Below are 25,823 nucleotides of genomic sequence, written 5' to 3' on the forward strand. Positions count from 1 at the left end.
CCCTCTAGATGATGTTCGCTTGCATAATGCCTTTCCAAAATATGGACCACACGGCATCGATCCGCTGTTGCCAGTCATCGCGCCGGTAATAATATTGCTGCAAGAACATGCCGTCCAGCAGGCAGTAGAACGAAGCGATCAGATCGTCGACAGGCTCCCGGCGAAGCAGGCCGGAACGCATGCCTTCCTCGAAAATATTGCCCAGCGCTTCGTCCAGCAGCCGTTCCGATAAGGCGAATTGCTCGCGCAGCTTGTCCTGCAGCGGCGCGGGCGGGAACAGCAGAGCCACCTTCAAGAAGGTCACTTGCTCCTGACCAAGCAAATAGCTGCGGCTTGCATCCTGAAACAGCGTACGCAGCTTCTCCTCTACGCCCCGGTCTTGCAAATCCCCGATCAACTGCTTCATCCGGCGCGTATGCTCCTGAAGACAGTCTTCGAAGACGGCTATGAACAAGTCGTCTTTGCTTTTATAGTGAGCGTAGATGGAAGGCGTTCTGATACCGACGGCGGCTGCGATTTCTGACAGCGGAACACCGTCGTACCCGCTTCGCGCAAATAGCTGCAGCGCGGCCTCTCTTATTTTACCGGCAGTCATCCTGCCCCCTCCTTCCTAACTAACGATAATTAGGCAATGCCGATTATACAAGGTTTCCACTCTAAAGTAAAGGGATACAAGCCGTCCCATTCTTTTCACATAACGAGGTTCGTCCGCATATATAATGGATATTACCTTCTTGGTGTCATCATCCGATCGCCTGGTAAAGGAGCGATGCGTATGCGTCAAATTCATCATATCAACCTTAAGGACGAAAGCGGGCGCATTTACTGCTGCTTGCGAAATAAAGTGGTGAAGTTCGACGAGAAGCAGCGGCATGATTTTTGCGGGGGCTGCAGTATGTTTGCCGGCGAAGCGGGCGGGTTGGGCGTCGAGTGCGTCTGGGAGGATTTACGCCCGGTAAGCGATCCGCACACGGCCCAAGACCCTGCAGCTGAATGGCGCAGCAATCAAATCAAGCACATTTGGCCTGCCGACCATTTGGCCACCTGTATCGTTAACACGACGTGATACCCTGCGTAAAAAAAGGGTTTCGACAATACGTGTCGAAAAAATAAGGAGAGGTTGAGCGCCGAATTAATCGGACCGCACACCTCTCCATTTGTTTTATAAGAGCAGATCCCATAGCTGCTTGCCGATCAACAACGACGTGACCCCGATAAAGAGGGGCTTTACATAAGCCGAGCCTTTGCGGATAGCAAGCTGCGAACCGACGTAAGCCCCGACGATCATAGACAAGCCCATAGGCAGTCCGTAGCCGATATGCACCGACTTTAACAGAAAGAAGGAGGCGAGGCTTGCGATGTTGCTTGCAAAGTTCAATACTTTGGCGTTCGCCGATGCGCCGACAAAATCGTAACCGATCATGAGAAACAGGAACAGCAGAAACGAGCCGGTTCCGGGTCCGAAGAAGCCGTCGTAAAACCCGAGCGCGAACGCGCAGGCGGCAAGTCCTGTGCGGCGGAGCGGCGTCATCGGCTTCAAGCTGCCCGAGCCGTTCCAGTTCTTCTTGACTAACGTATAGATTAATATGACGATTAGCAAGCCCACGACAAGCGGCCGGAGAAAGTCGGAAGGCAGCAGATGCACCGTGTAGGTGCCAAGCGCCGCGCCGACGAACGATAGCGGAAACAGAAGCAGCGAAATCTTTTTATGTATTTTCCCTGAACGAAAAAAAGAGACGGTGCTCGTCAGCGACGACAGCGTCCCGCCGAGCTTGTTGGTGCCGAGCACGAGACCGGGCGGCAATCCGGTGAGCATCAGCGCAGGCACGGAGATGAGCCCGCCGCCGCCAACGACCGAATCGATGAATGCAGCTACAAATCCAGCCGCGATCAGAAACAGGAGCATGTCTAAAGCCGGCCATTCCATCTAGCGACTCTCCTTTTTTTCACACAATAGATTCAGTATAGTCAACCAGCCGTTATTTCTCAATGAAAACTTATCATGCGATAGTAGGAAGGGAGTTGACCGATGGTTCGTGCTGCACGGCAACAAACGTTGAAACAAAAATTGCGTATGTGGTATGCCGTCCTTATTCTCGTTCTCGGCTTATCGGTCGTGCTGGCCTACTTCTTCACTACGCAGCGGCAGGCCAGAGAGGTCGCGCACCGCGAATTGGGAAATCAGCTGACGCTGCAGGCGATGATGATCGAGAACTGGTTGCGGGAGCGGATGAGCGATATTCGGCAAATGTCAGAGACGCAAGCTGTCCAGAAGCTGCAGAAGGACGGGATACGCCGCAATTTCGAAAGCTTCATCCGGCAGCAGCACGAGTTTGAGAGGCTCGTGTTCGTTAATAAGAACGGTGAAATGGAACTAGACACGTCATCGACGTCAGGCGCGTTGGTTGCGGATCGGGAATATTTTAAAGCCGCTCAGCAGGGGAATTCGTATATGTCTGACGTGATGATCGGCAGATTGTCCGGTAAACCGATTCTGGCCTTCTCGTACCCGACTTATGACGAGCATGGCAGCTGGTCCGGATTGATCTTCGGCTCGGTAAGGCTGCCGACGCTGCAGCATGTTATACATACACTCGACAACGATAATGCGGAGTTTTATGTGCTCGACTGGCAGGGGACGCTGATTACGGCACCGGAGGACTTGCAGCTGGATCCTCAGCAGAACGTCAAGATCGATACGGAAATCGTCGAACGCGCGCGCGGCGGAATAAGCAGCGGGGCTTCGTATCTCAATTATCGGAACGAACGCGTATACGGCGAATATCGCTTGGTGGGAGGGGGACGCTGGATCATTATCGGCGAGATCGGCCGCCATGATTTGTTCGCCAATATATACAACACGATGTTCGTGGTGAGCGCGATCATCGTGATTTTCCTGATCGTCAGCTACAGCGGCATCAAAATTTTGACAAGGCGCATCGAACGGCCGCTTGCGCTCCTGCTGGAAGGCACGAAACATCTCAAGGAAGGCGGCTTCGATTACCGCATCGAGGCGTCGTCGTTCCGTCAAGCGCCCGTCGAGCTGCGCGAGCTGTGCGATACGTTCAACCTGATGTCCGGTAAGCTGGAGTCGAATGTGAGGCTTCAGGAGGAATACGCGCTGCTGGATCCGCTGACCGGATTGCACAACCGCCGCTACATGATGCAAACTGGCGGGCAGCTGCTGCTTGGCGCGCTGGCTTCGGGGAAAACCTGTACCGTACTGATGGTGGATATCGATTACTTCAAGCAGGTGAACGACACGTACGGCCATCTGATGGGCGACCTTGTGCTTCGGTATATCGCGACCCGCATACGCGAAGCTTGCGGGAGCGGCGATATTGCGGTGCGATACGGCGGGGAAGAGTTTATGATCCTCTCCCTGCAGTCGGACGAGGAACACGGCCGCACGTTGGCGGAGAAGCTGCGTACATCTGTCGCTTCCATTCCGTTCGAGGAGCAGGGACTGCGCATTCCATTGACCCTAAGCATAGGCGGGGTGACGAAGCGCGAAGCGGTCGAGGACGGAGACGGCACCGAGATCCTCTGGAAACTGATCCGGGTTGGCGATCAAGCGCTGTACGACGCCAAACGAAGCGGCCGGAACCGCGTGGCGTGGAGGGCTGCACACGAGTAGGCGTGTGCCCATGGAGAAAGTCGCGGTCCACAGCGGAAGGAATCGAGCGGTTGAATAAGCCAGGGAATAGGCGAACAGGTGAGTGAGCGGGAGAACCGGGCGACCGGACGAAGGAGCGGCCGGATGGCCGGCTAACCGAGGGACACGCTCCGGCTTCATGGCAGACGGCTTCATGGCAGACGGCTTCATGGCAGACGTTGCGGGGGCCGGTTTGGTTGTTGACGGAGTTTGTTGTGTTTACCGGCCCGGCATGAAATAATACGGATAACTAAACGATGAAACGGCAAAGGGGGAGAAGCGGGATGTCGAAAATTGCGGTTGTGGCCGGCGCTACAGGACTGGTCGGGGGTGAGCTTGTCCGCTTGCTGCTGGAGCATGCGGGGTACGATCATGTAGTGACGCTCGGGCGGCGGCAGACGGGACTGCAGCACCCTAGGCTGACGGAACGAACCGTTTTGTTCGATCGGCTGGAGGAGGGGACGGACCAGCTGCTGCAGGGCGCGGACGTGTTCTGCGCATTGGGGACGACGATCAGGAAGGCGGGGAGCGAGGCGGCTTTCCGCCAAGTCGATTACGAGTACCCCTTGGCGCTGGGAAGAGCGGCATTGCGGGACGGGGCCGCCCGGTTTCTGATGGTGTCCTCCATCGGTGCGAACCGGGAGTCGAGCTTCTTCTACCTGCGGGTTAAAGGGGATATCGAGCAGGCTTTAGCGGAGCTGAAGCTGCCGGAGCTTGCGATTTTCCGCCCTTCGCAGCTGCTGGGCGAACGCAAGGAAGCCCGGCCCGCGGAGCGGTTGGCCGGGGTGCTGGTTAAGCCGCTCGGCAAGCTGCTGATCGGCCGGTTGGCCAAGTATCGCGCGATCGAAGTGCGGACGGTGGCCTTGGCCATGGTCCGCGCTGCGCAGCGGGGAACGCCCGGCGTCCGCATCTACGAGTCGAACGAGATCGCGGCGCTGGCTGCCGGGACATAGCGCATCATCTTCCGTTATACCCCGGCGGCAGCCGAAAAAAAGACCTGGCGCGCCAGGTCTTTTTTGAATCAGCCTCAACCTCCGAACGAATCCCGAAACGCGCGAGCCAGCACTTCCCGCTCCACGCCGTAGATTTCAGCCACCTCGCCGCATACGTGTTCGTTGAACCAATCGGCAAGCAGCTTCCGATTGCTACCGTTCTCGGCGATATAGGGCAAGTTTGCCAGCACCTTCTTGAAATAGACGTCGTCGGCTCGGTCGATTTGCTCCGCTGTGATGTGACGGCCGACTTTTTTGCGCGCGCGATACAGCTCCCGGCTGCAAGTGCGGCGAATTTGCCGAACCGAAGGCAGCGGCTGCTGATGCTTCATTTTATTCCCCGGCTGCATAGGCCCCTGTCACTCTCCTTCCTGCTTACATCGTATGCGGAAGGGCGGGCGGGCGTACCGCCGGGTAAACGGAGCCGGAGCGGCTTACCGCTGCGGCCTGCTGAGCTTGCTACTTATCCACGACCAAATAGCCGATCATCGGGCCGTTGTGCGCGATATCCGGATGCGTCAAACAGACAATGCGGTAAATGCCGGCCTCGTCGGCGCGGAAGCTGACGACGGTCTCCTCGCCTTTCTTGACCTCCCCTTTAACGTTCAGCCCCTCGATCACGAACGGATGGCTGGCGCCGTTGACGCCGAAGATGCTGAGCCGGACGTTGTCGCCTTTTTTGACATAAATCGTTCCGGGATCCCAGCGGTAAGCTTCGATCGTCCTGCCGTTCGGGCCGATTGACTTGAACTCTCCGGTAACGAGCTGAACGGTCCGTACGGCGGAGGTGGAGGCCGGAGCCATCGCCTCGCGCAGATCGTCACGCTGCAAGAACAAATACGCCGCTCCGCCCAGCAGCAGGGCGGCGGCTCCAAGCTTGAACGCGCGTATTTGTTTGGAGCTGGGCACAATAAATTTGGTCATAGGAATCACCTGCATCTCAAGGTTTGTACCTTGAGTGTATGCAGCGGCTTGTCTGAACATGTCCGGGCTTGGCCTGAAAGCTTGCTGCGTTCTAGCCCGCCGCTTTCGGAAGTGCTTTGGACTCCGCCAACAGCGCGAGTCCGTACACGAGCAGGAAGACGAGCATGATGACGGCCGAAGCGCGGTACATGATTGCGTAACCGACGCCGGCTGCGATGCTGCCGAGCAGGAGGGAACCGAAAGCGATGCCGAGATCGATGGAGTTGTAAAAAGCCGCGTTCGCCGCGCCGCGCATCTCCGGACGCACCGATTTGACCATCCAGGCTTGCAGCGAAGGCTGCAGCATGCCGTAACCAAGGCCGTATGCGGCTGCGGAAAGGAGCAAGCCTGCGATGCCTGCGGTGTACGATAGGCAGATGAGGCCGGCGATAACCAGCAGCGCGGCAGGCGGCAGCACGGCGCGATGTCCTTTAAGGTCGAACAGCTTCCCCGCTATCGGACGGATCAGCACGATGGCCGCGGCGTTGGTGAGAAAAAACCAGCCGACGTTGGCCAGATGCGCTTCCTTGCCGAACAGCGCCAAGAAGCTGATCAAGCCGCCGTAGGTAAAGGAAAGCATCATGCTGAGCAGGAAAGGGACGGCCAGCGTTTTGCTGATTTTGCGCCGCGGCTTTGGTGCGATGCGAACGGCCGCGCTGGTAGCGCTTGTTGTGGTCGAAGGGCCGGTCGAGCCGCTCGGCACGCGTCTAGTGCGGATGCCGAAGGTTAGCGGCAGGATGAGGGCGCCGAGCACGGTCGAGACGAACACCAACGTGCCGAATCCGTAGGCGTCGAGCAGCCACAGGCCGATCACCGGAGCGAGCGCCATGGATAAGCCGGTCGAGAGGCCGAAATAGCCCATGCCTTCGCCGATGCGCTTCAAAGGGATGACATCCGATGCCATCGTCCCGTAAACGGTGCTGGTCATCCCGAAGCCGACGCCGTAAAGAACCCGAATCGCCAGAAACAAAGCGAAAGCTCCCGCAGCGTAAAAGCTTGCCGTCGATAAAATATAAAGCCCCAGCCCGATCAGAACGATCCAGGTACGCTGGGACCCCTTGGTAAGTGCGCGTCCGGCAAATAAGCGGGCGACGATCGCCGAGAGCGCAAACAGGCTGATCACGAGGCTGACCGCCCATTGATCGGCTCCGAACGCGTCGGACACATAAGCGGGCAGGGCGGGAGTAATCATTTGCAAATTCAAATAAAGCAGCAAATTGCTGACCGTCAGCAGGATGAAATCCCGGGTCCACAGCTTGGCGGCAGGTGGTTCTTGTTGTACATTCATGGTGGTTAGGCCTCCTGTTGTTGATGCAGCGCGTCAAGCTGTCGATGCAGCTGCAGGTGCGTTTCGCGGAACCGGGCAAGCTCTTCGGCATCAAGGCCGGCAAAAATTTCCGCCAGCGTCGCTTTCTCGAGCGGCAGCAGCACGTCAAGTCGTTCCCGGCCGAGCGGGGTCAAATAGACGAGGAACGACCGGCGGTCCGCTGCGCTCATTTCTTTATGGACAAGCCCCTTGCGAATGAGGCAGTCGAGAATGCGGGCCGTCGTCGGCTGATCTTTCACCGTGCGCGCGGCGATTTCCTTCTGGCTGATTCCGTCCTGCTCAGCCAACCGGCAAAGCACCGAAAACTGTTCCGTCGTAATGTCGTATTCTTTAAACCGCGCGGCGAGGATGCCGACCATCTTGCGGTACGTTTGCCCGATCAAAAAGCCCATCGACAGAGTCGGATTCTCAGATGACAAAGCTGTACACCTCCTCCCATATAAATAATTGCTATGACAATTATATGTGCAACAATCGAAAATGTAAATAGCCCTGCTTCCCGAAGGCGAAGCAGGGCTATTCGCGCGGTGCGCCGTTACCGCCACCGCTGCGGATACGGCCGCCGCAGGAGGCGGTGAAACGCCCAGGCAACGGCGACGATCAGCGCGGACCCGAGCAAAGCGGGGGTCCAGAGGAAGCTCCATGCGGCGCCTCCCAGCATGACGACGAGCGGATCGGCGCCGGCGGGCGGGTGCAGCGTCCGGGTCAGCTGCATCAGCGTGATGGCAAGTCCGACGCCGAGTGCGGCCGACCAGGCGTGGAAACCGACCGTATGCTGCAGCGCCAGCCCGATCGCGGTGCTGAGCAGGTGACCGCCGACGATGCTGCGCGGCTGCGCCAAGGGGCTGCCCGGCAGTGCGAAAGCGAGCACGCACGAAGCGCCAAGCGGCGCCATCAGCAGCAGAGCGCCGCTCCATGCGCCGAGCTGTACGATGGCGAAGATGGCGGCGAAAGCGCCGAGGCCTGGCGCGAGGAAGGCGAGCGCTCGACGCAAGGGCGAGCTTTTGGAAGTGGAAGCGTCAGAGGCAGAGGTAGTCATGCAGCAGGCTCCTTTACGAATCGAGTCGGATAGGTTTGAAACGATGATACGTTTATGCTAGCATGAGACAGATGGATTTGAATAACGAATGATTATGATATCTGGTATTTGTAAATTCGATGGGTAAACGAGGTGGGCGGATGTTGCTGGACCGGTTGGAGGGGCGTTTTTTTCGCACGTTTATCGCGGTGTTGGAGGAGCGCAGTATAAGTAAAGCGGCGGCAAGGCTGGGCTATGTGCAGTCTACCGTAACGACGCAAGTCCGGCTGCTCGAGGAAAGTGTCGGACAGCGGTTGTTCGATCGGCTTCCCCGCGGGGTCGAACCGACTGAGGCGGGGCGTAAGCTGGAGGCGTATGCGTACCGGTTTTTGCAGCTCGGCGCGGAGCTGGAAGAAGGCTTGGCGGAGCACGGCGAGCCGCGCGGCGTCGTACGCTTGCAGGTGTTGGAGTCGTTCGGGGCGTCTTATTTATGGGACGCGCTGCAATCCTTTTTCATCAAGTATCCGCACATTGACGTCCAGATCGCTGCCGGATTTCAGGCGGACACGCTCGAGGCGCTGCGCGACCGTCGCATCGATCTGGGACTCATTCCGGGACTGGGGGAGGAAGAATGGACAGATATGGAGTTTGAACCGGTCGCCCGCGACGAGCTCATCTGGGTGGCCTCGCCGGAACGAGCCGAGCGGATTCGGGCCAAGGGGTGGGGAGGGGCGGCGGACGCCCGGCTGGTCGGGTTCGGCAGCCGCTGCATGTACACGTCCGAGGCGGAGTCGCTATTGAGCGGGGAAGCCGCCCGTGCGATGGGGCGCGCCGAGTTTGCTTCGCTGGACATGATCAAGCAAGCGGTGCGCAGCGGCTGGGGGATCGCTTTCGTTCCCCGTTCCGGGGTGAGTCGGGAGCTGGCCGCCGGGACGCTATCGGCGTGCGCTCCGCTCGGGAAGAAGGAGATCACACACGGGCTCGTGCATCTGAAACAGCGAACGCCGCGTCGTCCCGTGAATTTGCTGCGCGCCCATATCGCGGGCTGCGGTCTGAACAGGCTTATGATAGAATAAGATAGGCTTGAGAGAGACAAGAGCGGCAAGCTAACCTATATTTCGGAAAATCATAGGGAGAGGAAGAGGCTGTGAGGTCATGAGTGAGCTATTGCATAACTTGATTACTACGGCGCTTCATTTTATTGAAGGGCTGGGCGTATGGGGCATTCTGCTCGGACTCGCCCTGGAGGTCATCCCGAGCGAGATTGTGCTCGCCTACGGCGGTTTCCTGGTGTCCCGCGGCCAAGTGTCGCTGGTCGGCGCCATTGTATTCGGCACGATCGGCTGCATGCTGCAGCAATTGATCTTGTATGGGCTCGGACGTTACGGCGGTCGTCCGGTGCTTGACAAATTCGGCAAGTATTTGCATCTGAAGAAAAAACATCTCGATATTGCGGAAAATTGGTTTAACCGATACGGGCCCGGTATGGTCTTCCTGGCGCGCTTCGTGCCGGTGCTGCGTCAAGCGATTTCGATTCCCGCCGGAATGGCGCGGATGCCGGTTTGGAAGTTTCTGTTTTTCACGCTGCTGGGGACCATTCCATGGGCGATTTTGTTTGTCTATTTAGGACAGGCGCTTGGCGACAATTGGGAACAGATCGATGAAGTGGCCGCTCCTTATGTGAAGCCTTCGTTATATGGGGCGATCGCGCTTGCCTTGCTTTATTTTGTTTGGAAATGGCTCATTCGCCGGGCGGCGCGTCGTCGTGAGGGGAGCGGGACGGCTCCGGCTGCACCGGCTAAAGAACTCAGCGATGGAGAGCATGCCACAGCTCATCAATTGAAGTACATCGGAGGCGAATACCGCATCCTTCACGGCCTCCGGGTCAAGGGCGGCGGCTCGCAGCAGCAGATCGGCCATATTGTCATCGGGCCCAATGGCGTCTTTCATATCGAATCGAATCATGCATCGGGCGAGATTCGATTCGACGAGAGCAGTCTCGGCCGGGCGCAAACGAATGCACTTCGCGACGGCACCGGCGAGGCCGGCAGACAAGATCCGACGGTGCATTTGTACCGGCACGAGCGCGTCTTGAAAGAGCTGCTGAAGGAGCATAAGCTGCGTGCGGACGTCGTGGGCATCGTCTGCTTCACCCATCCGGACAGTCAGTTGATCGGCTCAAGTCCCGCCTTTGCGACGTTGAAAGCGGACAGGCTCGTGCAGCATATTAAGACCTATCGCCCGACCCGGACGCTCAGTCCGGCAGACGTCGCTTCCATCGAACGCCTGATTACCGAAAACAGCCAGTAAGAGGCGTTCTCCGGGTTCCCTCGCTCCCAGCGATTTTACGCAGATCATTTGGAGCAAGGGAACTTTTTTTGGTACAATAATCCATAGCAACACCTAATCAAGGAGGATGAAGCCGAGATGAGCAAAAATTTAAGCAGCAAGCTGCGCAAAGGATTGTCGCCCGAGCAGTTTATAAGCGGGATGACGAAAAACCAGGAGAAGTTCAAAGAGTGGTACGACGCGTTCACGTGGGAGAACGAGGCGGACAAAGAGTTTTTCGAATCGCTCAACAACCGTGACGATTTGCACTGCCTGATTTTGGCGGCCGATTGGTGCGGCGACGTTGTACGCAACGTGCCTGCAGTATTCCGCGCGCTTGAAATTTCCGGCATTCCGACCGAGGTGCTGATTAAAGAAGAGCATCCGGACGTGATGGCCGACTTCCTGACGATGGGCGGCGAAGCGATTCCGATCGTCATTTTTACCGATTTCAGCGGGTTCGTGCTCGGCCATTGGGGACCGCGTCCGGCGCACGTGCAAGCGGTTATGAACAAGTTCAAGCAGGAAAACCCGGACCGTGAAGCCCCGGATTATCAAGATAAAATCAAAGTCGCGCGCGAAGAGATGGTCCGCCAGTACGGCGAAGGCACCGGTTACCAGACGGTCATCGTGAAAGAGCTTCGCGAGCTGCTGTCCACGTTCTAAGGCGCCGGCTATGGAACAAAAACCGGTTTTGAAGGTGGAAGCATTCTCGCTTGGACCGCTGCAGACGAATGCCTATCTGCTCACCGTTCCCGGCGTGAACAAGGGCGTCGTCATCGACCCCGGAATGAACCCCGGACCGCTGTTGAAACGGATCGGCGATCTGGAGATCGAGGCGATTCTGCTGACGCACGCCCACTTCGATCATATCGGAGGCGTGGACGAACTGCGGCGCAGCAAAGGCTGTCCGGTCTATCTGCATGATGCGGAGAGCGACTGGCTCACCGATCCGAAGCGGAACGGCTCGGCGCGGTGGCCCGAGCTTGGCGCGCCGATTACGACCGATCCGGCCGAGCACGGGCTTGACGACGGCCAGCGGCTGACGCTGCTGGAAGGAGTTACCTTCCAGGTGTTCCATACGCCGGGCCATTCGCCGGGCAGCGTCAGCTTCCTGTACGGCAACCAGCTGTTCGGTGGCGACGTGCTGTTCAAGCTGTCCGTCGGCCGCACCGATTTGCCGGGCGGCAGTCAGCGCGACCTGATGGATTCGATCCATGGCAAGCTGTTCGATCTGCCGGACGATACGATCGTCTACCCGGGACACGGCCCGAAGACGACGATCGGTTACGAGCGGGAGCATAACCCGTACGTATAGATAAGGCAACAAGAACCCCTTCCTTCGAGGGGTTCTTTTCGGTTTATAAACCGGGGGAGACGAGAGGAGGGGCCGCCTGCCGTTCTGCCGCTCTGCCGCTCGCAGCGGTCCGAACAACTGTTGCTGACGAGTTCCGGGGCGCCCGAACCCTCCTGTTTGGCGATGCCGAGGCAAGCGGGCGGTATGCGCCCTTCACGCCGCCCGCCGGTTCCTGCGGTTTGCCCGATTTGGCAGTTTTCGGCGCAGGGCAGGAGTCCAATTTTCCAGACATGGGTGAATACCGTGATCCGCAAACGTGGAAGGCCATAGACTGATGATGTGTTCGAGAGGAACACCTGACTATGACGGTCCGCCCGGACCTGGACCACCGCCTGCATGCATTCACGGCGGCTCCGCCAAATATTACGGAGGTGTTTATCCTATGGAAAAGTATCAACCGTTCGCTATGCCGGCCCCAATGCCAGCTCCAATGCCAGCTCCGATGCCTATGGCCGTTTCTCCGGTCGAAATGCCGGAGCCGATGTACGGCGCTCCGATCAACGTTCATTATGAAGAAGTTAACATTTACGCGCCGAAGAAACACCACCACCATCATCATCACGGAGGCCTGTGGCCGTCTACCGCGATCATCCTGGTGCTGTACATCCTGCTCGTCATCGTTCTCCGCAGCTCGTTCCGCGGTTGACCCCGCCGGCTGACGGCGGTTTGGCCTTAAGAGCGGCCTGCTGCTGAAGCCAAGGTCACAAGGCTCCCTGCGTTAGATCTTCGGGGAGCCTTGCGGAAGGCCTTGGCCGATAGGTCCGGGTTCTATCTATCCCCTTCCATGAACGCCTTCCCCTTATGCCTGTTTTGCCCCCAGGAAAAAGCTTGAAAACATCGTTGACAAAGAAATTTCTCCCGCCTATAATTTAAACAAACGTTTAATTTAAACAAATGTTTAAGTTAAACATCCTATACATAGATAAGGGAGAGATTGTCATGCTGCAAGCATTACAAGCTTATTTTAAAAAGCCCGCAACCGTCATCGGTATTGCTACTGCCATGATGTTCCAAATCATTTTCAGCCTGATTTGGATGACTGGATACAACGGAGTAACCGACAACGTCAACCAGTTGAAAATTGCTGTCGTCAACGAAGACCCCGCAATGGGGGCCAACATTGTCGAACAGCTTGCCGGCAGCCTGCCTTTCCAGCTCGTGAAAGAGAGTTCGCTCGACCAAGCCCAAGACAAGCTGAACGAGCGTGAAGTGCAGATGGTGCTTCACCTGCCCGCCGACCTCTCCAAGCAGCTGCAGGCGCAAGGACAGCAGGCCGAAATCCGGTACGTCATTAACGAATCGAATCCTGCGTTGATCAAAAGCATGATGCAAAGCGTAGCATCCGGCGTAACCGCCGCCGTTAATAAAGAAGCGACGGTCGCAGGCGCGGAAGCGGTGTTGAAGCAGGCGAAAGTTCCGGCACCGCAAGCGCAGGCAATCGCTCAAGGCATTACCGATAAAGTGAAGTCGAACATTGCCTATACGAACACGGTTCAAGGCATGAACAACCAAATGGTGCCGATGATGATGGTGCTCGCGTCTTTCGTTGGCGCCATGATTATGGGGATGAACGTGCAGCAGGCCACGATGCAGCTCGGGCCGGACTTTTCCCGATGGAGCAAATTCGGCGCGCGCGTCGTGATTAACCTCGCATCCTCCGTCGTTATTGCCTTGATCGGCACGTCCCTGGTTGTCGCGATGGGCGGGCAGCACGCCGGCGGATTTGTTTCCGTATGGCTGTTTCAGGCGCTGCTTCTCATGACGTTCATGTTCTTCTCGCAGATGTTCCTGATCATTTTCGGGATGGCCGGCATGTTGTTTAATATCGCGATGTTATCCGTGCAGCTCGTATCGTCCGGCGCCATGGTGCCGCGAGAATTGCTCGGAAGCTTCTATCACAGCTTCAGCCAGTACTTGCCGGCGACCTATGCGGTGGAGGGCGGCATGAACTTGCTGTTCGGCGGTCCGAGCGCGGCCGGGGATGCGGGAGCGCTTGCCTGCATTCTCCTCGTGTGCGCCGCGGCCGGCTTGCTTGCCACCGGCTTGCGTAAAGAAAGCAACAAGCCGAACGAGGCGGCTGTAAAGACCGGCGAACCGGTTCCCGCTCGCTAAGGATACCGCTTCAGGCCTTGCGATTCGTGTCCATTCGTTCCATAATGAAGAAACAACTGTCCCCAGAGAAGGAGAATGCGGCATGGCTGCAGCCGAATCCGAAATGAAAATGCGTATCCTGCTCGCCGCCAAAAAGCTGTTTGCCAAACAGGGCTTTGACGGCACGAGCGTTAGACAAATATGCGAGGAAGCCGGTGCGAACGTCGCGCTCGTCTCGTATTATTTCGGCGGGAAGGAGAACGTGTTTCGGGCGCTGTTCGAGAACTTTTTTCCCGGCCAACGGATGTCGGAATACGAGACGCTGTTGAAAGATCCCGTGGAAGGGCTTCGGCTGCTCGTCACCGAGGTGATCATGTTCGGCATGGAGGATATCGAGTTCAGCACGATTTTACAGCAGGAGCTGGAGATGCGCTCGGCGCGCACCGAGATCGTGACTTCCTTCACGGCGCCGATTTGGCGTAAAGCGCGCGAGCTGCTGGAGCAAGGCCGTGCGCAGGGCGTCTTTCAGTTCGATTCGTTGGACCATGCCTGGATGTTCGTCATGGGAGCGGCGTTAGCTCATAAAAAAATTATCAACTACGCCTCCATGCTGTCGGAAAGCGAACTCGATCCGGAACAGACGGCCAGTCAGACGGTCAAATACATTTTCGCGGCGTTTCGCCCCAGCGGGACATCCGCCTAAGCCAAACCGGGCTTTTACCGCATAAGATACAGCATCCGACAATCCGAATAAGCGAAGGGTGATGGATATGGTGAGCAGGTTGCCGGGCTTAATCCGGAACGTGAACGAAGGATTGGATGAACTGCTGGTTGCGATGGATAAAGTCCATACGATCTGGCAATCGGCCGAGCAGATGTCCCCGGTCTTCAAGCAGCTGGCTAACGTGGTAGCCGACGTTCAAGCGGCCGTCGCCAGACCGAAGCAGAAGGCGGTACGACTAAGCCGTACGAATGGACGTAAGCGTCGAAGCGGCCGTTCCCGCGTGCCGCGGTATTAACACGTAGTAAGGCATTGGCGCGATAGCGGCAGATGGATAAGGAGATGGGCGTTTGCCCATCTCCTTATTTTTGTGCCCGTAGAAGGCAGCGCGCCAAAGAGGTGAGTACATCAACATTTTCACCCCAAACGATCAATTTTTTCCGCTTACGGCGCATGAAGCGAAGTGTTAAGATGAAAATAAAACCCAATATTTGGTAGATTGAGCAAACGTTTACATCATGCTGTGCGCATAACAATTCTCGCGTTTGCACGGGTTCTGAACCCTTTAATGCTTGCCGGTTATGCGCCAAAGGGGCCAATAACGCCCTTCTTTCCCGCCACGCTTCGATCCTGCTGCGAAAGGACCGGAAGCGGGTTGCGTGTACGGCCCGCCCGAACGGACAAGAAGACCCGCACCACCCGGTATCTACGCGGTTAACCATGCCGCGCCTGGATATAAACGTACATAAAGGAGGTTCATGAAGTCATGTCATTCCTGCAAAGCAAACGCAGCCTGAGAGGGGTTGCCGTCCTGACGATCGCGCTTATGCTGTTTCAGGCGCTGTTCGGACTGACGGTCGGTCCAGCGAGGGCGGCAGCAGCCATTACCGCCGACGAGCTGACGGATCAGCCGGGAGGGACGACGAAGTGGGTGGTCGTCGGAAGCTTCCAGGGCTGGTCGAACGATTCGGCAGAGACTCGGATGAAACATTTGGTAGGGGACTTCTACCAGTATTCCCGCGTGTTCGAAGCAGGCAGCTACGAATTCAAGCTGGTGCGAAGCGGCACCTGGGACGGATTCAGCCACAACGGCAACAATTTTTCCTTCTCGCTTGCCGAGACGACGAAGGTTAACTTTTACATCAACGAAGCCATCGGCGAGGCTCGCATTTCGCTGCCGAACGTGCAGGGGCTGACGCAGTATGTGCCTGCGCTCTCACAAGCCCAGTGGCCGAGGCTGGTGGGCAATCTGCAAACGCTGTGGGGCGAGAGCGAGTGGTCTCCAAGCGAGGCGAAGCAATTTTTCGTCGATTATAACTTTAACGGCACCGTGTACAAGCTCCAACGCACGTTCCCGGCCGGTTCGTACGAAGCCAAAGTTAATTTCAGCGACAGCTGGAACGGCAACGATTACGGCGCTAACGGCCAAAATGTTAAACTCGTCACGATCGACCCGGCGGAGGTCACCTTCACGATCGACTATGCTGCGGCGAATAAAACGCTGACGCACGATTACGTGCCCAAGGAAGGCACTTTCGACGGCGACATCCAGAAGGATCAGCTCGCCTTCGACAGCCGCTCGGTTACTTACAAAAAGCCGTTCGGCGCCATTGCCGCCGGCGAGCAGGACGTGACGCTGCGGATGGCCGCCAAGCGCGATGACGTGCAGACGGCGAAAGCCGAGCTGACCGCGCCCGACGGGCTCTCGACCTCGTATGCGATGCGGCGGGTGACAAGCGTTGAAGACAAGGACTATTTTGAAATCACCGTTCCGAAAAGCGCTTTCGCCGGTAAAATCGGAATCTGGGGTTATAAGTTCATTCTTATCGACGGTTCGACCAAAACGGAGTATGGCGACGACGGCAGCCGCGGCGGAGCCGGTGCGGTCAGCGACGAAGGCGCAATCCCTTACGACTTGACCGTTTACGATCCGCATTACCGCACGCCGGATTGGATCAAGCATGCGGTCGTCTATCAAATTTTCCCGGACCGTTTCTTTGACGGGAGCGAGGCGAACAACCGGGCGAAGCTGCTGGACGGCGCGCGCGGAGCGAACCGTCCGGAGTATGCGACGAGCAAGAACGGCCAGAAGCTGCAGTACTTCGACGGCGGCGTGGGCAGCGATCCGGCGGCCGATCAAGTATGGGGCGAGTGGTCCGACATGCCGGAAAATCCGGACCGCCTCAAGCCGGAGAACGCGCCTTACTATCCGGACGCGAGGTCCGACGGCGCGTGGACGAATGAATTTTACGGCGGCGACATTCAAGGCATCCTGCAGAAGCTTCAATACTTAAAGTCGCTCGGCATTACGGCGGTGTACTTGAACCCGGTCGCTTGGGCCGCATCCAACCATAAATACGATGCCACCGATTATAAGCACCTCGATCCGATGTTCGGGGAGCCGGTATACCTTATACCGGGTGATCCGAAGTCCGGGCTCGATTATGTGAAGACGCGCGAAGCGTCCGATCAGGTGTTTCAAAACTTTACGAAAGCGGCCCGCGAGGCCGGCATTAAAGTCATCAACGACGGCGTGTTTAACCATGTCGGCGACGATTCGATTTATTTCGACAGGTATGAGAAATACCCGGAGATCGGGGCCTACGAATATTGGGCGAAGGTGTACGACAAGATGAACGGCGAAGGGAAAGCGCGGGCCGACGCGGAAGCGGAGGTGCGGGCTTCCTTCACAAGCCGCATCAATCCGATGACCGGCGCGAACTACAGCTGGCCGGACGATTTCCGGTACGTCAGCTGGTTTACTGTCTTGAACGAGAAGGTGAAAAACCGGGATGACGACGGGCTTCACTATAAATATGACGCTTGGTGGGGCTACGACTCGCTGCCGGTTATGGATGCGAAAGAGCCGCAAACGACGCCTACGGAGTATTTGCCGGCGGATACGTTGTCCATTCCGGGACAGCATGAGTGGAATAACATCGATTACCGCGATCATGTGATCGGGTACGATCTTACCGGGCGTTCCGATGCGTCCGCACAGCAGCAGATGCAGGCCGTCGGCTCGCAGCGCTGGCTGTGGATGGGGACGACAGGCTGGCGGCTGGACGTAGCCCCGGACGTATCCGGAGGCACGTGGGCGAAGTTCCGCCAGGCGGTTAAATCCACCGCCGGACGCACGGACGCGAATGGCAGCAAGATCGAAGATCCCGTGCTGATCGGCGAAGAGTGGGGCGTGGCGACGCGTTATTTGCTGGGCGACCAGTTCGACTCGGTGATGAATTACCGGTTCCGCGGAGCGATCCAAAACTTCATCGCTTCCGGTAACGCGGACAATTTGAATCAGGCTTTGGAGTCGATTCGCGAGGATTACCCGCAGGAAGCGTGGCAGGCGATGATGAACCTTGTGGGCTCGCATGACACGACGCGCTCGATTACGAAGTACGACCATCCGGAGTGGGAGGAGGAGCACCTGGCGATGGCGCCGGAAGCGAGCGCTAACGCGTTGAAGCAGCAGGGGCTGACCGCTATTTTCCAGATGGGCTATCCAGGGGCTCCGACGATCTATTACGGCGACGAGGTTGGCGTAACGGGGACGAAGGACCCGGATTCCCGCCGGGCGTTCCCTTGGGAACGCGTGACGGCCGAGGGAGACGGCGGTTTTAAGGGCAATGGAGCGTACCAAGAGCTGTTCGGGATCTATCAAAAGGCGGCGCAGATCCGAAACAGCGAATCCGTCTTCCGCACCGGCGAAATCATGACGGCTTACGCCAAGGACGATGTGATCGCTTATGCCCGCAAAAATGAAGCGAAAGGCGCGATGCTGGTCATCAACCGCAGCCATGCGGAACGCACGATCGAGGCCGACGTGGCCGGGTTTCTGCCGAACGGATTGGTCCTGAGCGACCGCCTGCACGGTCAAGTGGAGAGCACGGTGACCGGCGGGAAGCTGACGCTCACGATTCCGGCCCAAACCGGCCTGATGATGGTGTCGACGGTTAATCTGCGAACGGTGCCGCAGGTAACCGGCGTGACGGCGCAAGGGCAAGACGGACGCGTCGAAATCGGGTGGTCGGCGGTGCCGGGCGCTGAAAGCTACCAAGTGTATCGCGCCGCCATCGAGGGCGGATCGCTCACCATGGTCGGCACGGCGAACGGACTCGCGTATACCGACGTGAACGTTACCAATGGGACCAAATATTACTACGCGGTGACCGCGAAGATCGGCGCCGGCGAAAGCTTCCTAAGCGAAATGTCGGCCGCCACGCCGGCTTACACGATTACGGGCGTCGATACGCCGTCTGCGGTGACGAATGCGGTGTATCTTGGCGTCGGGAAGACGACCGGTAAAATTACGGTTGATCTGAGCGTCAGCGGTCTCACCGATAATCCGGTATACGCCGGCAAAGAGGCGCCGAACTTGATTGCGCGGCTCGGCTATTACAAGGACGGCGCCGATCCGGCGGACGCTCTGGAGACAAAGCTCCGTTACGAAGCCGATAACGGCGGCGCGAAGACGTATTGGGCGTCGTTCGAACCGACGGAATCCGGGGAATACCGTTATTTTGCGAAAGCTTCGACCGATAACGGGGAACGCTTTACCGTTTCGCCTACGGTGACGCTGCAGGTTTATGCCGATCCATACGACGTCGTGCCGCCGTCGGCGCCGGTATTGGCTGACTTCACGGTGGAGTCGAACCGGGCGCATGTGAAATGGACGGCTTCGGATGCGACGGCGGCGGGTTACGAGGTGTACCGGAAGTCCGTGACGGATGCGGTTTACCGGAAGATCGCGACGCTGGATGCGGCAGCGACGAGCTACATCGATTATACGGTCAGCAACGATACGGCGTATACGTATCAAGTGGCTGCTTACGATTTGGCTTACAATCGGGCGTTCTCCGCCGAAAAATCGGTCACCCCGCGCTTGGTCATGGTGGATGTGACGCTGCGTTTGCAAATACCGGGCTACACGCCGACGAGCGACGATATTTATTTGGCGGGCAGCTTGAACGGATGGAATGTCAGCGGCACGAAGCTGCAGGTGCCGAGCGGAGCGACGGACCGCAATGTCGTTGAATATTCGTTCAAAATGATGGCCGGCAAAACGATCGAGTACAAATATACGCGCGGCTCCTGGGATACCGAGGCGTTTACGAGCCACAGCCGTGTGGCGAACGATACGTCCGATTACGGCAACTGGGCGTACAGCTCCACCGATACGAACATGAAGCTGACCATTGCGAATCAGGGCGATAATCGAATGACCGTCAACGACTACGTCCTGCGCTGGGTCGATATGCCGATGATGATTTCGATGCCGCGCATATCGTACGGGGACGATATCGTATTCTCGACGGCGGAAGAGAACGTGAAGCTGAAGGCGGTCGTACCTTATGGGGTGGCTTTCACGATTAACGATCAACCGATTGAGCAGGGGGCGATGGATGCCTACGGGAACGTGGAAATTCCGGCGCTTGCGCTGAAGCAGGGCTTGAATGAGTTCGTGCTGCACATCGAACCGACAGAAGCGACGCTCAATCTGCCTTGGTATACGGACAAAGGGCGTAAAAGCCAGGCGACGAAAACGATCAACATGAAGGTGACGCGTACGTCGGGAACGACACCGGGGCCGGGTAACGGCGGACAAAACCCCGATACAGGCGATGACGATGGAGGAACCGGCGGGGCCGTTAGCGGTAGTGTCGGCAGCCCTAACCAACAAGGCGGCGAGCGGAAAGTGGTTGGCGAAGAAGCGCTCCGCGGTGGAACCGATCGGGTAACCGTAGAGCTTGGAGCGAAGCAGAACGAAGTGCTGCTTCCGGCGACAGCGGCCGACGTGGTCGGTACGAAGCTGCTGGAGATCAAGAGCGGGAACGTATCGCTGCTGCTGCCTCCGGCTTTGTTGAAGGAGCTGCAGCGGCTGATTCCGACGACGGAATTAGCGGCGGGCGCGAATATATGGATCCAAGTGAAGGAAGTGGATGCGGCGTCCGCGAATGCGCAGGTCGCACAAGGCGCGTCGGGGTCGGGCGCCGACGTGAAGCTGGCGGGCAAGGTGTACGCTTTCGGGCTGTCAGTGGTGACGAAGGACGGCAAGGCTCTGACCCTCGAACGGTTCGAGCAGCCGGTGACACTGGTGTTCGATGTGGATCCTGCCGCGGATAAGAAGCTTGCCGGGATCTATTACATCGACGATCGGGGCCGTCTCGAGTATATCGGCGGTGCTTGGGAGAACGGACGGCTGAAGGCCGACGCGTACCATTTCAGCAGCTACTCGGTGCTTGAATATGACAAGTCGTTTGACGATTTGAGCGCGGAGCATTGGGCGGGCGGTACGATTCGGGAGCTGGCGGCGAAACATGTGATTGACGGGGTGAGCGATCGTCTGTTTGCTCCGGAACAACCTGTTACCCGCGCCCAATTTGCAGCCATGCTCGTACGGGCATTAGGAGTAAGGCCCGCCAAAGATGCATCCGCTGTACCGTTTAAGGATGTTGACCGTGCAGCCTGGTACGCTTCGAGCGTAGCTGCCGCCTATAGCCGCGGTCTCGTGAGCGGGCGGGACGAAGCGGTGTTTGCGCCGGACGAACAAATTACGCGGGAAGAGATGGCGGTCATGATCGTCCGCGCTTATGAAGCGACAACGAACGCGAAAGCGCCGGAAGCGGACGCTGGTGAAGCATCGTTCCTGGATGCGAAGCTTATCAGCCCGTGGGCGGCCGCTTCCGTGCAAGCCGGTGCGGCGCTCTCGCTGCTCGCGGGCCGGGCTGACGGCGTGTACGATCCGCAGGGCACGACAACCCGCGCCGAGAGCGCGCAGGCGCTGTGGAATTTACGGAATCGATAGCTGCGATTGCGGCGAGTCGCCTATAGCGAACGAAGCCGTGAGCGGATCAGCAACGGTAGCCCGAATTCAAAAATCCCCCGTCCGAACCTTAGGGCCCGACGGGGGATTTTTGTGCGGTTTCCTATCTAAAGTTACTTGCTCACCGTCTTGTTGTACGTGCCGATCTTGCCGCTGATTTCCTTGGCGGCGCCCTCGAGCGCTTCCTTCGGCTGCTTTTTGCCGTTGAGCGCTTCTTCGATGGCGCCTTCGGTCAATTGGCGGGCTTCCGGGAATACGCCCATGACCGCGCCTTGCGTCGCTAAATTTGCTTTCGTCGCGTGCAGCTGGTCGACGGCCGTTTGGAATTGCGGGTACTTCGTCAGGTTGTCTTTGACGATTTGCTCGTCATACGCTTTTTTCGTAATCGGGAAGTAGCCGGTGTTCACGTGCCAATACGCCTGCTGCTTCGCATCAGCCAAAAATTTGATAAACTCCCAAGCGCCCTGCTGTTCGGCTTCGGAACGGTTGTTCAAAATGTACAGGCTGGCGCCGCCGACGATCACCCCGCCGTCCTTCGCGCCGGACGGCTTCGGCAGGAAGCCGGTGCCGACTTGGAACTTCCCTTCGGCGGAATTGACGATGCCGCGCAAGGAAGCGGTGGAGTCCAGTGTCATCGCAATTTGACCGGCAGCGAACGCTTTTTTCGTATCGTCGGTTTTGCGGCCGAGATTCAGCATCGTTTTGTCGTCGACCATCTGCTTCCACCAGGTAAGCGTCTTGACCCCGGCGTCTCCGGCAAGCAGCGATTCCGTAGCCAGGCTCGTACGTCCGTTGCCGTTGTTCAGCAGCTCTGCGCCTTGGTTCGCGAAGAACTGCTCCATGAACCAGCCGTAGATCGCGAACGATCCGCCCGCTTTGCCGTCCTTCGTCAGCTTCTTCGCCGCATCGGCGAGCTCTTCGTACGTGGCCGGCGGTTTCTCCGGATCGAGCCCTGCAGCCTTGAACATATCCTTGTTGTAGTAGAGGATCGGGTTGGACGTGTTGAACGGCATCGAATACAGCTTGCCGTCGACCCGGTAGTAATTCAAGATATTTTCTTCCAGTGAAGAAACGTCATATTTATCTTTATCGATAAAAGTTTGCACAGGAGTAATCGCTTTGGAGTCGATCATGAAACGGCTGCCGATTTCGTACACTTGGATGAGCGCCGGACCGCTTTTGGAATCCATGGACGCTTTCATTTTGTTCAAGCTTTCATCGTAAGTGCCTTGGAATACCGCTTCGACGACGATGTTTTTCTGTGATGCGTTAAAGTCGGAGACCAGCTTGTCCGCCGCTTTGCCCAGCTCGCCGCCCATCGAATGCCACCAGACGACTTTAACCGGCTGGTTTGTTGGAGCCGCATCCTTCTTTGTGCTATCGGCTGCGGGTTTTTCGGAATTTGTTGCCGTTCCCCCGGAAGGTGCCGTCGTGCCGCCACAAGCCGCCGTCAGCGCCATCATGCCGGACAGCACAAGGGGCAGCGTCGTTTTCGCGTTCAGAAGCTTCATAATGATTGTTTCTCTCCTTTTATAAGCTTTTATATAGAGGACGGGGGTTCGGATGGGAACCCGTCGCGCTATTTCACCGAGATCGTGCGCCTGTCAGCCTTTCAACGCGCCGGCGGTCATCCCGCCGACAAGCTGCTTCAATCCGAGCGCCAGCAGCAGCAGCGAAGGCAGCAGCACCATGACGACACCGGCGAGCACCAGGTTCCACGAGGTCATCTCTTCGAATTGCAGCATGCTGATGCCGATTTGCACCGTGCGTCTTTCCACGCCGTTCGTGACGAGCAGCGGCCATAAGTACATGTTCCAATGCGTTAAAAAGGAGTACACGCCAAGCGTCGCCAGCGCCGGTTTGGACAAGGGAAGCACGAGCATCGCAAAGCTGCGCAGATGGCCACAGCCGTCGATTTTGGCCGCCTCGAACAATTCCTTGGGCAGTTGAAGGAACCATTGGCGCAGCAGGAACGTGCCGAACGCCGTTGCGAGGAAGGGGACGATCAGCGCTTGATACGTATCGAGCCAGCCCCAGCTTTTGACCGTGAGGTAGTTCGGAATGATCGTCACTTCCCACGGAATCATCATCGTCGATAAGAACAAGGTGAACAGCAGCGCTTTTCCGTAAAAGCGCAAGTACGCGAACGCGTAAGCGGCCAAACTTGCGGTGAGCAGCTGTCCGATCATGATCGCGCTGGAAACGAGAAAGCTGTTGAGAATGAAGCTTCCGACGGGAATAAGCGCCAGGGCTTCTGTGAAATTCGCCAGGTTGAGGCCGCTCGGCAGCAGCCGGGGCGGGTACGCGACCGATTCGGAATCCGTCATCATGGAGGCGGAGAACGTGTACGCGATCGGGAAAATCACAACCGCTGCGGCAGCGGACAACAGCCCGTAGGACAATAGCCGATGAAAGACGCGCTGTATCATTGATAATGCACCTTCTTTTCAAAAAACCTGAATTGGACGACGGTTAAAATTAAAATGATCACAAACAGCACCAGCGCCTGCGCGCTGCCGATCCCGAACCGGAAGTTGACGAACGCATCGCGGTAAATGTTGAATACGATGACGTCCGTGCTGTTCATCGGACCGCCTTTGGTCAGGAGGTGAATTTGACCGAACGATTGAAAAGCACCGATTACAGAGACGATGGCCGTAAAAAATAACGTAGGCGATACAAGCGGCAGGGTAATGCGGACGAAGGTACGAAGCGGACCGGAACCGTCGATTTTCGCGCTGTCGTATATTTCTTCCGGCACGCTCTGCAAACCGCTCAGCAGCACGATGTAGGTGAAGCCGAGGTTCATCCAAACGGTCATGATCGAGACGGAAACCAACGCCCAAGCCGGATCGGACAGCCACCGGACAGGCTCGAGGTCAAGCAGGGTCAGGAAGTAATTCAGCATGCCGAGCGTCGGGTGGTACAGCATCATCCAGATGACGGAGCCCGTGCCGACCGATATCGCGACCGGAAGGGAGAAGACGAAGCGGAACGCCTTTATGCCGCGCAGCTTCTGATGGGAGAGAGCGGCCAGCAGCAGAGCGACCGCGATGCCTGTAGGAACCGTCAGCAAAGTGAAGGAGAGGGTCACCTTCAAGCTTGAGTAAAACAGCTCGGACGAAAACAGTTCTTTGAAGTTGTCCAAGCCGGCAAATGCGGCCACGCGTCCGCGAGGATCGGTTAACTGGAAACTGAGATAGACCGACTTCAGCAAAGGGTAAAACAGAAAAACTGCGAACAGCGCAAGCGAAGGAGCCAGAAAAACGTAGGCGAGCGCATTCTCCTTGAAGGCAAGGGCGCGAGCACTGTGCCGCTTGCTGGCGGCCGATATCGATTGCCGGCGGATCGACCTGCGCATCATCGCATCATTTTCCGATAAAGACATGACGGTACCTCCTAGCGAACTGGTTGGAACGTTCTAAGTATAACGAGCGTGTGTTAACGATAAATCAGAGGGATGTAAATGTTTTATGGAGCGGCGCCAAAGATTTACATGTTCTTAACCAAATTTCGACGGAATTTCAGCTTGCTTTTCTGGGAAATTTATGATAATTTATTAACAAAATCCATATGATGTGTGCGGAAGAACCGCCTGATCCATGCTTTAGCTGCGTGGATGGGGCGGTTTTTTGTCATGGTCCGATAGGAGGTGAAGCCGTGGAGGGACAGCCTCAAGGTTTGACAAAAGGGGACATTTTGGCCGGGAGATATCGAATCGCGTCGGCGATCGGCAGCGGCGGGATGAGCCGTGTGCTGCTGGCCGAGGATTTGAAGCTGACCGGCAAACGTTGGGCGGTCAAGGAGATGTACGCCGGTCTTGAAGGGCCTCGGCGATCTGCGCTCCGTCAGGCGATGCTGCTTGAAGCGGAAACGATGAGCCGGCTTGCGCATCCGAGTCTTCCGGATATCGTCGATGTCGTACCGGTCAATGCAGGCGGATTTCTGTACCTCGTGATGGATTTTATCGAAGGGGAGACGCTGGAGGAGCGGTTCTCCCGGCAAGGCAGCCGGATGGAAGCGGGACAGGTCGTTCAGCTTGCCATGCAGCTGTGCGGTCTGCTCGATTATTTGCACTCGATCCGGCCGGAGCCGGTCATCCACCGCGATCTGAAGCCGTCCAATCTGATGATCGATCCGAGCGGGCGGGTGCGGTTGATCGATTTCGGCACGGCCCGCCGCTACAAGCCCGAGAGGACGGCGGATACGGTGAACCTCGGCACGATAGGGTTCGCCGCGCCGGAGCAGTTCGACGGCCGCCAAAGCGATCCGCGTACCGATTTGTATGGCTTGGGTGCGCTGATGTATTACCTGCTGAGCGGCGGCATTCACTACACGGCGCAGCGGATGCCGGAGCGGAGCTTGCCGGCGGATTTGGCGCCGGTCGTGCTCAAGCTGCTGCGCGCCAGCCCCGCCGAGCGGTACGCGGACGCCCGCGAGACGGAGGCGGCGCTGCGCGATTGGCTGGCGGCGCAGCGCAGGCAGGCACCGCCGGCGCCGGGGCCTGCGCCATCCGCCGGCGGTGCGGGCTGGGCGCCGCCGCAC

23 protein-coding genes and 2 pseudogenes are annotated in these 25,823 nt (G+C 57.7%); 15 read left to right on the forward strand and 10 right to left on the reverse strand.

Translation table 11 applies throughout. The features are described from left to right. Positions 1–4 precede the first annotated feature (4 nt). Positions 5–595 (reverse strand): TetR/AcrR family transcriptional regulator, encoded by a 591-nt coding sequence (locus JMF85_RS08305; protein ID WP_054798001.1) that lies wholly within the window; start codon positions 593–595, stop codon positions 5–7. A gap of 180 nt (positions 596–775) precedes the next feature. On the opposite strand from JMF85_RS08305, the gene JMF85_RS08310 reads away from it, so the two are divergent. Beyond that, positions 776–1,066, forward strand: coding sequence for a hypothetical protein (locus JMF85_RS08310; protein ID WP_054798002.1), 291 nt, complete (start codon positions 776–778; stop codon positions 1,064–1,066). A gap of 96 nt (positions 1,067–1,162) precedes the next feature. Here the strand turns inward: JMF85_RS08310 and JMF85_RS08315 are convergent, their stop codons facing one another. Continuing rightward, entirely contained in the window at positions 1,163–1,927 is a 765-nt protein-coding gene (locus tag JMF85_RS08315; RefSeq protein ID WP_201318049.1) for a sulfite exporter TauE/SafE family protein, read from the reverse strand. A 102-nt stretch (positions 1,928–2,029) separates the two neighbouring features. Here JMF85_RS08315 and JMF85_RS08320 point away from each other — a divergent pair, with 102 nt between their 5' ends. From JMF85_RS08320 to JMF85_RS08330, 3 genes are all read left to right on the forward strand, one after another. Next, entirely contained in the window at positions 2,030–3,637 is a 1,608-nt protein-coding gene (locus tag JMF85_RS08320; RefSeq protein WP_201318050.1) for a sensor domain-containing diguanylate cyclase, read from the forward strand. A gap of 82 nt (positions 3,638–3,719) precedes the next feature. Continuing rightward, a complete protein-coding gene (locus JMF85_RS08325) occupies positions 3,720–3,896 on the forward strand; it encodes a hypothetical protein (RefSeq protein ID WP_201318051.1) in 177 nt (58 codons plus the stop codon). Positions 3,897–3,939: 43 nt separating this feature from the next. Continuing rightward, positions 3,940–4,608, forward strand: a complete 669-nt coding sequence (locus tag JMF85_RS08330; protein ID WP_201318052.1) for an oxidoreductase — start codon at positions 3,940–3,942, stop codon at positions 4,606–4,608. 74 nt (positions 4,609–4,682) lie between these two features. Here JMF85_RS08330 and JMF85_RS08335 read toward each other — a convergent pair whose 3' ends face one another. The 5 genes from JMF85_RS08335 to JMF85_RS08355 form a co-directional block, all read right to left on the reverse strand. Then, complete coding sequence (locus tag JMF85_RS08335) at positions 4,683–4,997, reverse strand: dehydrogenase (protein WP_127608767.1); 315 nt, start codon at positions 4,995–4,997, stop codon at positions 4,683–4,685. A 109-nt stretch (positions 4,998–5,106) separates the two neighbouring features. Next, positions 5,107–5,571 carry a cupredoxin domain-containing protein gene (locus JMF85_RS08340; RefSeq protein ID WP_127608766.1) on the reverse strand — a complete coding sequence of 155 codons (465 nt, stop codon included), beginning with the start codon at positions 5,569–5,571 and terminating at the stop codon, positions 5,107–5,109. Positions 5,572–5,662: 91 nt separating this feature from the next. Further along, positions 5,663–6,898 (reverse strand): MFS transporter, encoded by a 1,236-nt coding sequence (locus JMF85_RS08345; RefSeq protein ID WP_141336411.1) that lies wholly within the window; start codon positions 6,896–6,898, stop codon positions 5,663–5,665. A gap of 5 nt (positions 6,899–6,903) precedes the next feature. Further along, positions 6,904–7,356: a MarR family winged helix-turn-helix transcriptional regulator gene (locus JMF85_RS08350; protein WP_230876201.1), complete on the reverse strand. Its 453-nt coding sequence runs from the start codon at positions 7,354–7,356 to the stop codon at positions 6,904–6,906. A 116-nt stretch (positions 7,357–7,472) separates the two neighbouring features. Continuing rightward, entirely contained in the window at positions 7,473–7,976 is a 504-nt protein-coding gene (locus JMF85_RS08355) for an HPP family protein (RefSeq protein WP_127608764.1), read from the reverse strand. Between the two features lie 140 nt (positions 7,977–8,116). On the opposite strand from JMF85_RS08355, the gene JMF85_RS08360 reads away from it, so the two are divergent. The 10 genes and pseudogenes from JMF85_RS08360 to JMF85_RS08400 all read left to right on the forward strand — a co-directional run bounded on the left by JMF85_RS08360 (position 8,117) and on the right by JMF85_RS08400 (position 21,260). Beyond that, positions 8,117–9,031, forward strand: coding sequence for a LysR family transcriptional regulator (locus tag JMF85_RS08360; RefSeq protein WP_236595782.1), 915 nt, complete (start codon positions 8,117–8,119; stop codon positions 9,029–9,031). A 79-nt stretch (positions 9,032–9,110) separates the two neighbouring features. After that, positions 9,111–9,731 (forward strand): annotated as a pseudogene (uptA, locus tag JMF85_RS27990) (undecaprenyl phosphate transporter UptA); the annotation flags it as partial. A 48-nt stretch (positions 9,732–9,779) separates the two neighbouring features. Beyond that, a pseudogene (locus JMF85_RS27995) lies at positions 9,780–10,265 on the forward strand (nuclease-related domain-containing protein); the annotation flags it as partial. Between the two features lie 117 nt (positions 10,266–10,382). Next, positions 10,383–10,949: a thioredoxin family protein gene (locus JMF85_RS08370; protein ID WP_054800338.1), complete on the forward strand. Its 567-nt coding sequence runs from the start codon at positions 10,383–10,385 to the stop codon at positions 10,947–10,949. A gap of 10 nt (positions 10,950–10,959) precedes the next feature. After that, positions 10,960–11,601 (forward strand): MBL fold metallo-hydrolase, encoded by a 642-nt coding sequence (locus tag JMF85_RS08375; protein WP_141336410.1) that lies wholly within the window; start codon positions 10,960–10,962, stop codon positions 11,599–11,601. 421 nt (positions 11,602–12,022) lie between these two features. Continuing rightward, positions 12,023–12,286, forward strand: a complete 264-nt coding sequence (locus JMF85_RS08380; protein WP_054798302.1) for a hypothetical protein — start codon at positions 12,023–12,025, stop codon at positions 12,284–12,286. 293 nt (positions 12,287–12,579) lie between these two features. Next, positions 12,580–13,752, forward strand: a complete 1,173-nt coding sequence (locus JMF85_RS08385) for a YhgE/Pip domain-containing protein (RefSeq protein WP_201318054.1) — start codon at positions 12,580–12,582, stop codon at positions 13,750–13,752. Between the two features lie 82 nt (positions 13,753–13,834). Further along, complete coding sequence (locus JMF85_RS08390) at positions 13,835–14,434, forward strand: TetR family transcriptional regulator (RefSeq protein WP_127608760.1); 600 nt, start codon at positions 13,835–13,837, stop codon at positions 14,432–14,434. Between the two features lie 67 nt (positions 14,435–14,501). Continuing rightward, positions 14,502–14,750, forward strand: a complete 249-nt coding sequence (locus JMF85_RS08395; protein WP_155615048.1) for a hypothetical protein — start codon at positions 14,502–14,504, stop codon at positions 14,748–14,750. A 468-nt stretch (positions 14,751–15,218) separates the two neighbouring features. Further along, a complete protein-coding gene (locus JMF85_RS08400; protein WP_201318055.1) occupies positions 15,219–21,260 on the forward strand; it encodes an alpha-amylase family glycosyl hydrolase in 6,042 nt (2,013 codons plus the stop codon). A 131-nt stretch (positions 21,261–21,391) separates the two neighbouring features. Here the strand turns inward: JMF85_RS08400 and JMF85_RS08405 are convergent, their stop codons facing one another. From JMF85_RS08405 to JMF85_RS08415, 3 genes are all read right to left on the reverse strand, one after another. Further along, the gene (locus tag JMF85_RS08405) at positions 21,392–22,789 is read right to left on the reverse strand and encodes an ABC transporter substrate-binding protein (protein ID WP_201318056.1); all 1,398 of its coding nucleotides are present in this window, start codon (positions 22,787–22,789) and stop codon (positions 21,392–21,394) included. Between the two features lie 93 nt (positions 22,790–22,882). Continuing rightward, positions 22,883–23,707 carry a carbohydrate ABC transporter permease gene (locus JMF85_RS08410; protein WP_054798304.1) on the reverse strand — a complete coding sequence of 275 codons (825 nt, stop codon included), beginning with the start codon at positions 23,705–23,707 and terminating at the stop codon, positions 22,883–22,885. Continuing rightward, the gene (locus JMF85_RS08415) at positions 23,704–24,666 is read right to left on the reverse strand and encodes a carbohydrate ABC transporter permease (RefSeq protein ID WP_127608757.1); all 963 of its coding nucleotides are present in this window, start codon (positions 24,664–24,666) and stop codon (positions 23,704–23,706) included. Before JMF85_RS08415 ends, JMF85_RS08410 begins: the two co-directional genes overlap by 4 nt. 272 nt (positions 24,667–24,938) lie before the next feature. Here JMF85_RS08415 and JMF85_RS08420 point away from each other — a divergent pair. Next, positions 24,939–25,823, forward strand: an 885-nt coding sequence (locus JMF85_RS08420) for a serine/threonine-protein kinase (protein WP_201318057.1), incomplete at its 3' end; no start/stop codon positions are given.

The organism is Paenibacillus sp. EPM92, assembly GCF_016586185.1.
Classification (GTDB): Bacteria; Bacillota; Bacilli; order Paenibacillales; family NBRC-103111; genus Paenibacillus_G; species Paenibacillus_G validus.

Excerpts from the sequence above, each read along its gene's own strand:
- JMF85_RS08305 (WP_054798001.1), bottom strand. The coding sequence starts at position 595 with ATGACTGCCGGTAAAATAAGAGAGGCCGCGCTGCAGCTATTTGCGCGA.
- JMF85_RS08310 (WP_054798002.1), top strand. The coding sequence starts at position 776 with ATGCGTCAAATTCATCATATCAACCTTAAGGACGAAAGCGGGCGCATT.
- JMF85_RS08315 (WP_201318049.1), bottom strand. The coding sequence starts at position 1,927 with ATGGAATGGCCGGCTTTAGACATGCTCCTGTTTCTGATCGCGGCTGGA.
- JMF85_RS08320 (WP_201318050.1), top strand. The coding sequence starts at position 2,030 with ATGGTTCGTGCTGCACGGCAACAAACGTTGAAACAAAAATTGCGTATG.
- JMF85_RS08330 (WP_201318052.1), top strand. The coding sequence starts at position 3,940 with ATGTCGAAAATTGCGGTTGTGGCCGGCGCTACAGGACTGGTCGGGGGT.
- JMF85_RS08335 (WP_127608767.1), bottom strand. The coding sequence starts at position 4,997 with ATGCAGCCGGGGAATAAAATGAAGCATCAGCAGCCGCTGCCTTCGGTT.
- JMF85_RS08340 (WP_127608766.1), bottom strand. The coding sequence starts at position 5,571 with ATGACCAAATTTATTGTGCCCAGCTCCAAACAAATACGCGCGTTCAAG.
- JMF85_RS08345 (WP_141336411.1), bottom strand. The coding sequence starts at position 6,898 with ATGAATGTACAACAAGAACCACCTGCCGCCAAGCTGTGGACCCGGGAT.
- JMF85_RS08355 (WP_127608764.1), bottom strand. The coding sequence starts at position 7,976 with ATGACTACCTCTGCCTCTGACGCTTCCACTTCCAAAAGCTCGCCCTTG.
- JMF85_RS08360 (WP_236595782.1), top strand. The coding sequence starts at position 8,117 with ATGTTGCTGGACCGGTTGGAGGGGCGTTTTTTTCGCACGTTTATCGCG.
- JMF85_RS08370 (WP_054800338.1), top strand. The coding sequence starts at position 10,383 with ATGAGCAAAAATTTAAGCAGCAAGCTGCGCAAAGGATTGTCGCCCGAG.
- JMF85_RS08375 (WP_141336410.1), top strand. The coding sequence starts at position 10,960 with ATGGAACAAAAACCGGTTTTGAAGGTGGAAGCATTCTCGCTTGGACCG.
- JMF85_RS08380 (WP_054798302.1), top strand. The coding sequence starts at position 12,023 with ATGGAAAAGTATCAACCGTTCGCTATGCCGGCCCCAATGCCAGCTCCA.
- JMF85_RS08385 (WP_201318054.1), top strand. The coding sequence starts at position 12,580 with ATGCTGCAAGCATTACAAGCTTATTTTAAAAAGCCCGCAACCGTCATC.
- JMF85_RS08390 (WP_127608760.1), top strand. The coding sequence starts at position 13,835 with ATGGCTGCAGCCGAATCCGAAATGAAAATGCGTATCCTGCTCGCCGCC.
- JMF85_RS08395 (WP_155615048.1), top strand. The coding sequence starts at position 14,502 with ATGGTGAGCAGGTTGCCGGGCTTAATCCGGAACGTGAACGAAGGATTG.
- JMF85_RS08400 (WP_201318055.1), top strand. The coding sequence starts at position 15,219 with ATGTCATTCCTGCAAAGCAAACGCAGCCTGAGAGGGGTTGCCGTCCTG.
- JMF85_RS08405 (WP_201318056.1), bottom strand. The coding sequence starts at position 22,789 with ATGAAGCTTCTGAACGCGAAAACGACGCTGCCCCTTGTGCTGTCCGGC.
- JMF85_RS08410 (WP_054798304.1), bottom strand. The coding sequence starts at position 23,707 with ATGATACAGCGCGTCTTTCATCGGCTATTGTCCTACGGGCTGTTGTCC.
- JMF85_RS08415 (WP_127608757.1), bottom strand. The coding sequence starts at position 24,666 with ATGTCTTTATCGGAAAATGATGCGATGATGCGCAGGTCGATCCGCCGG.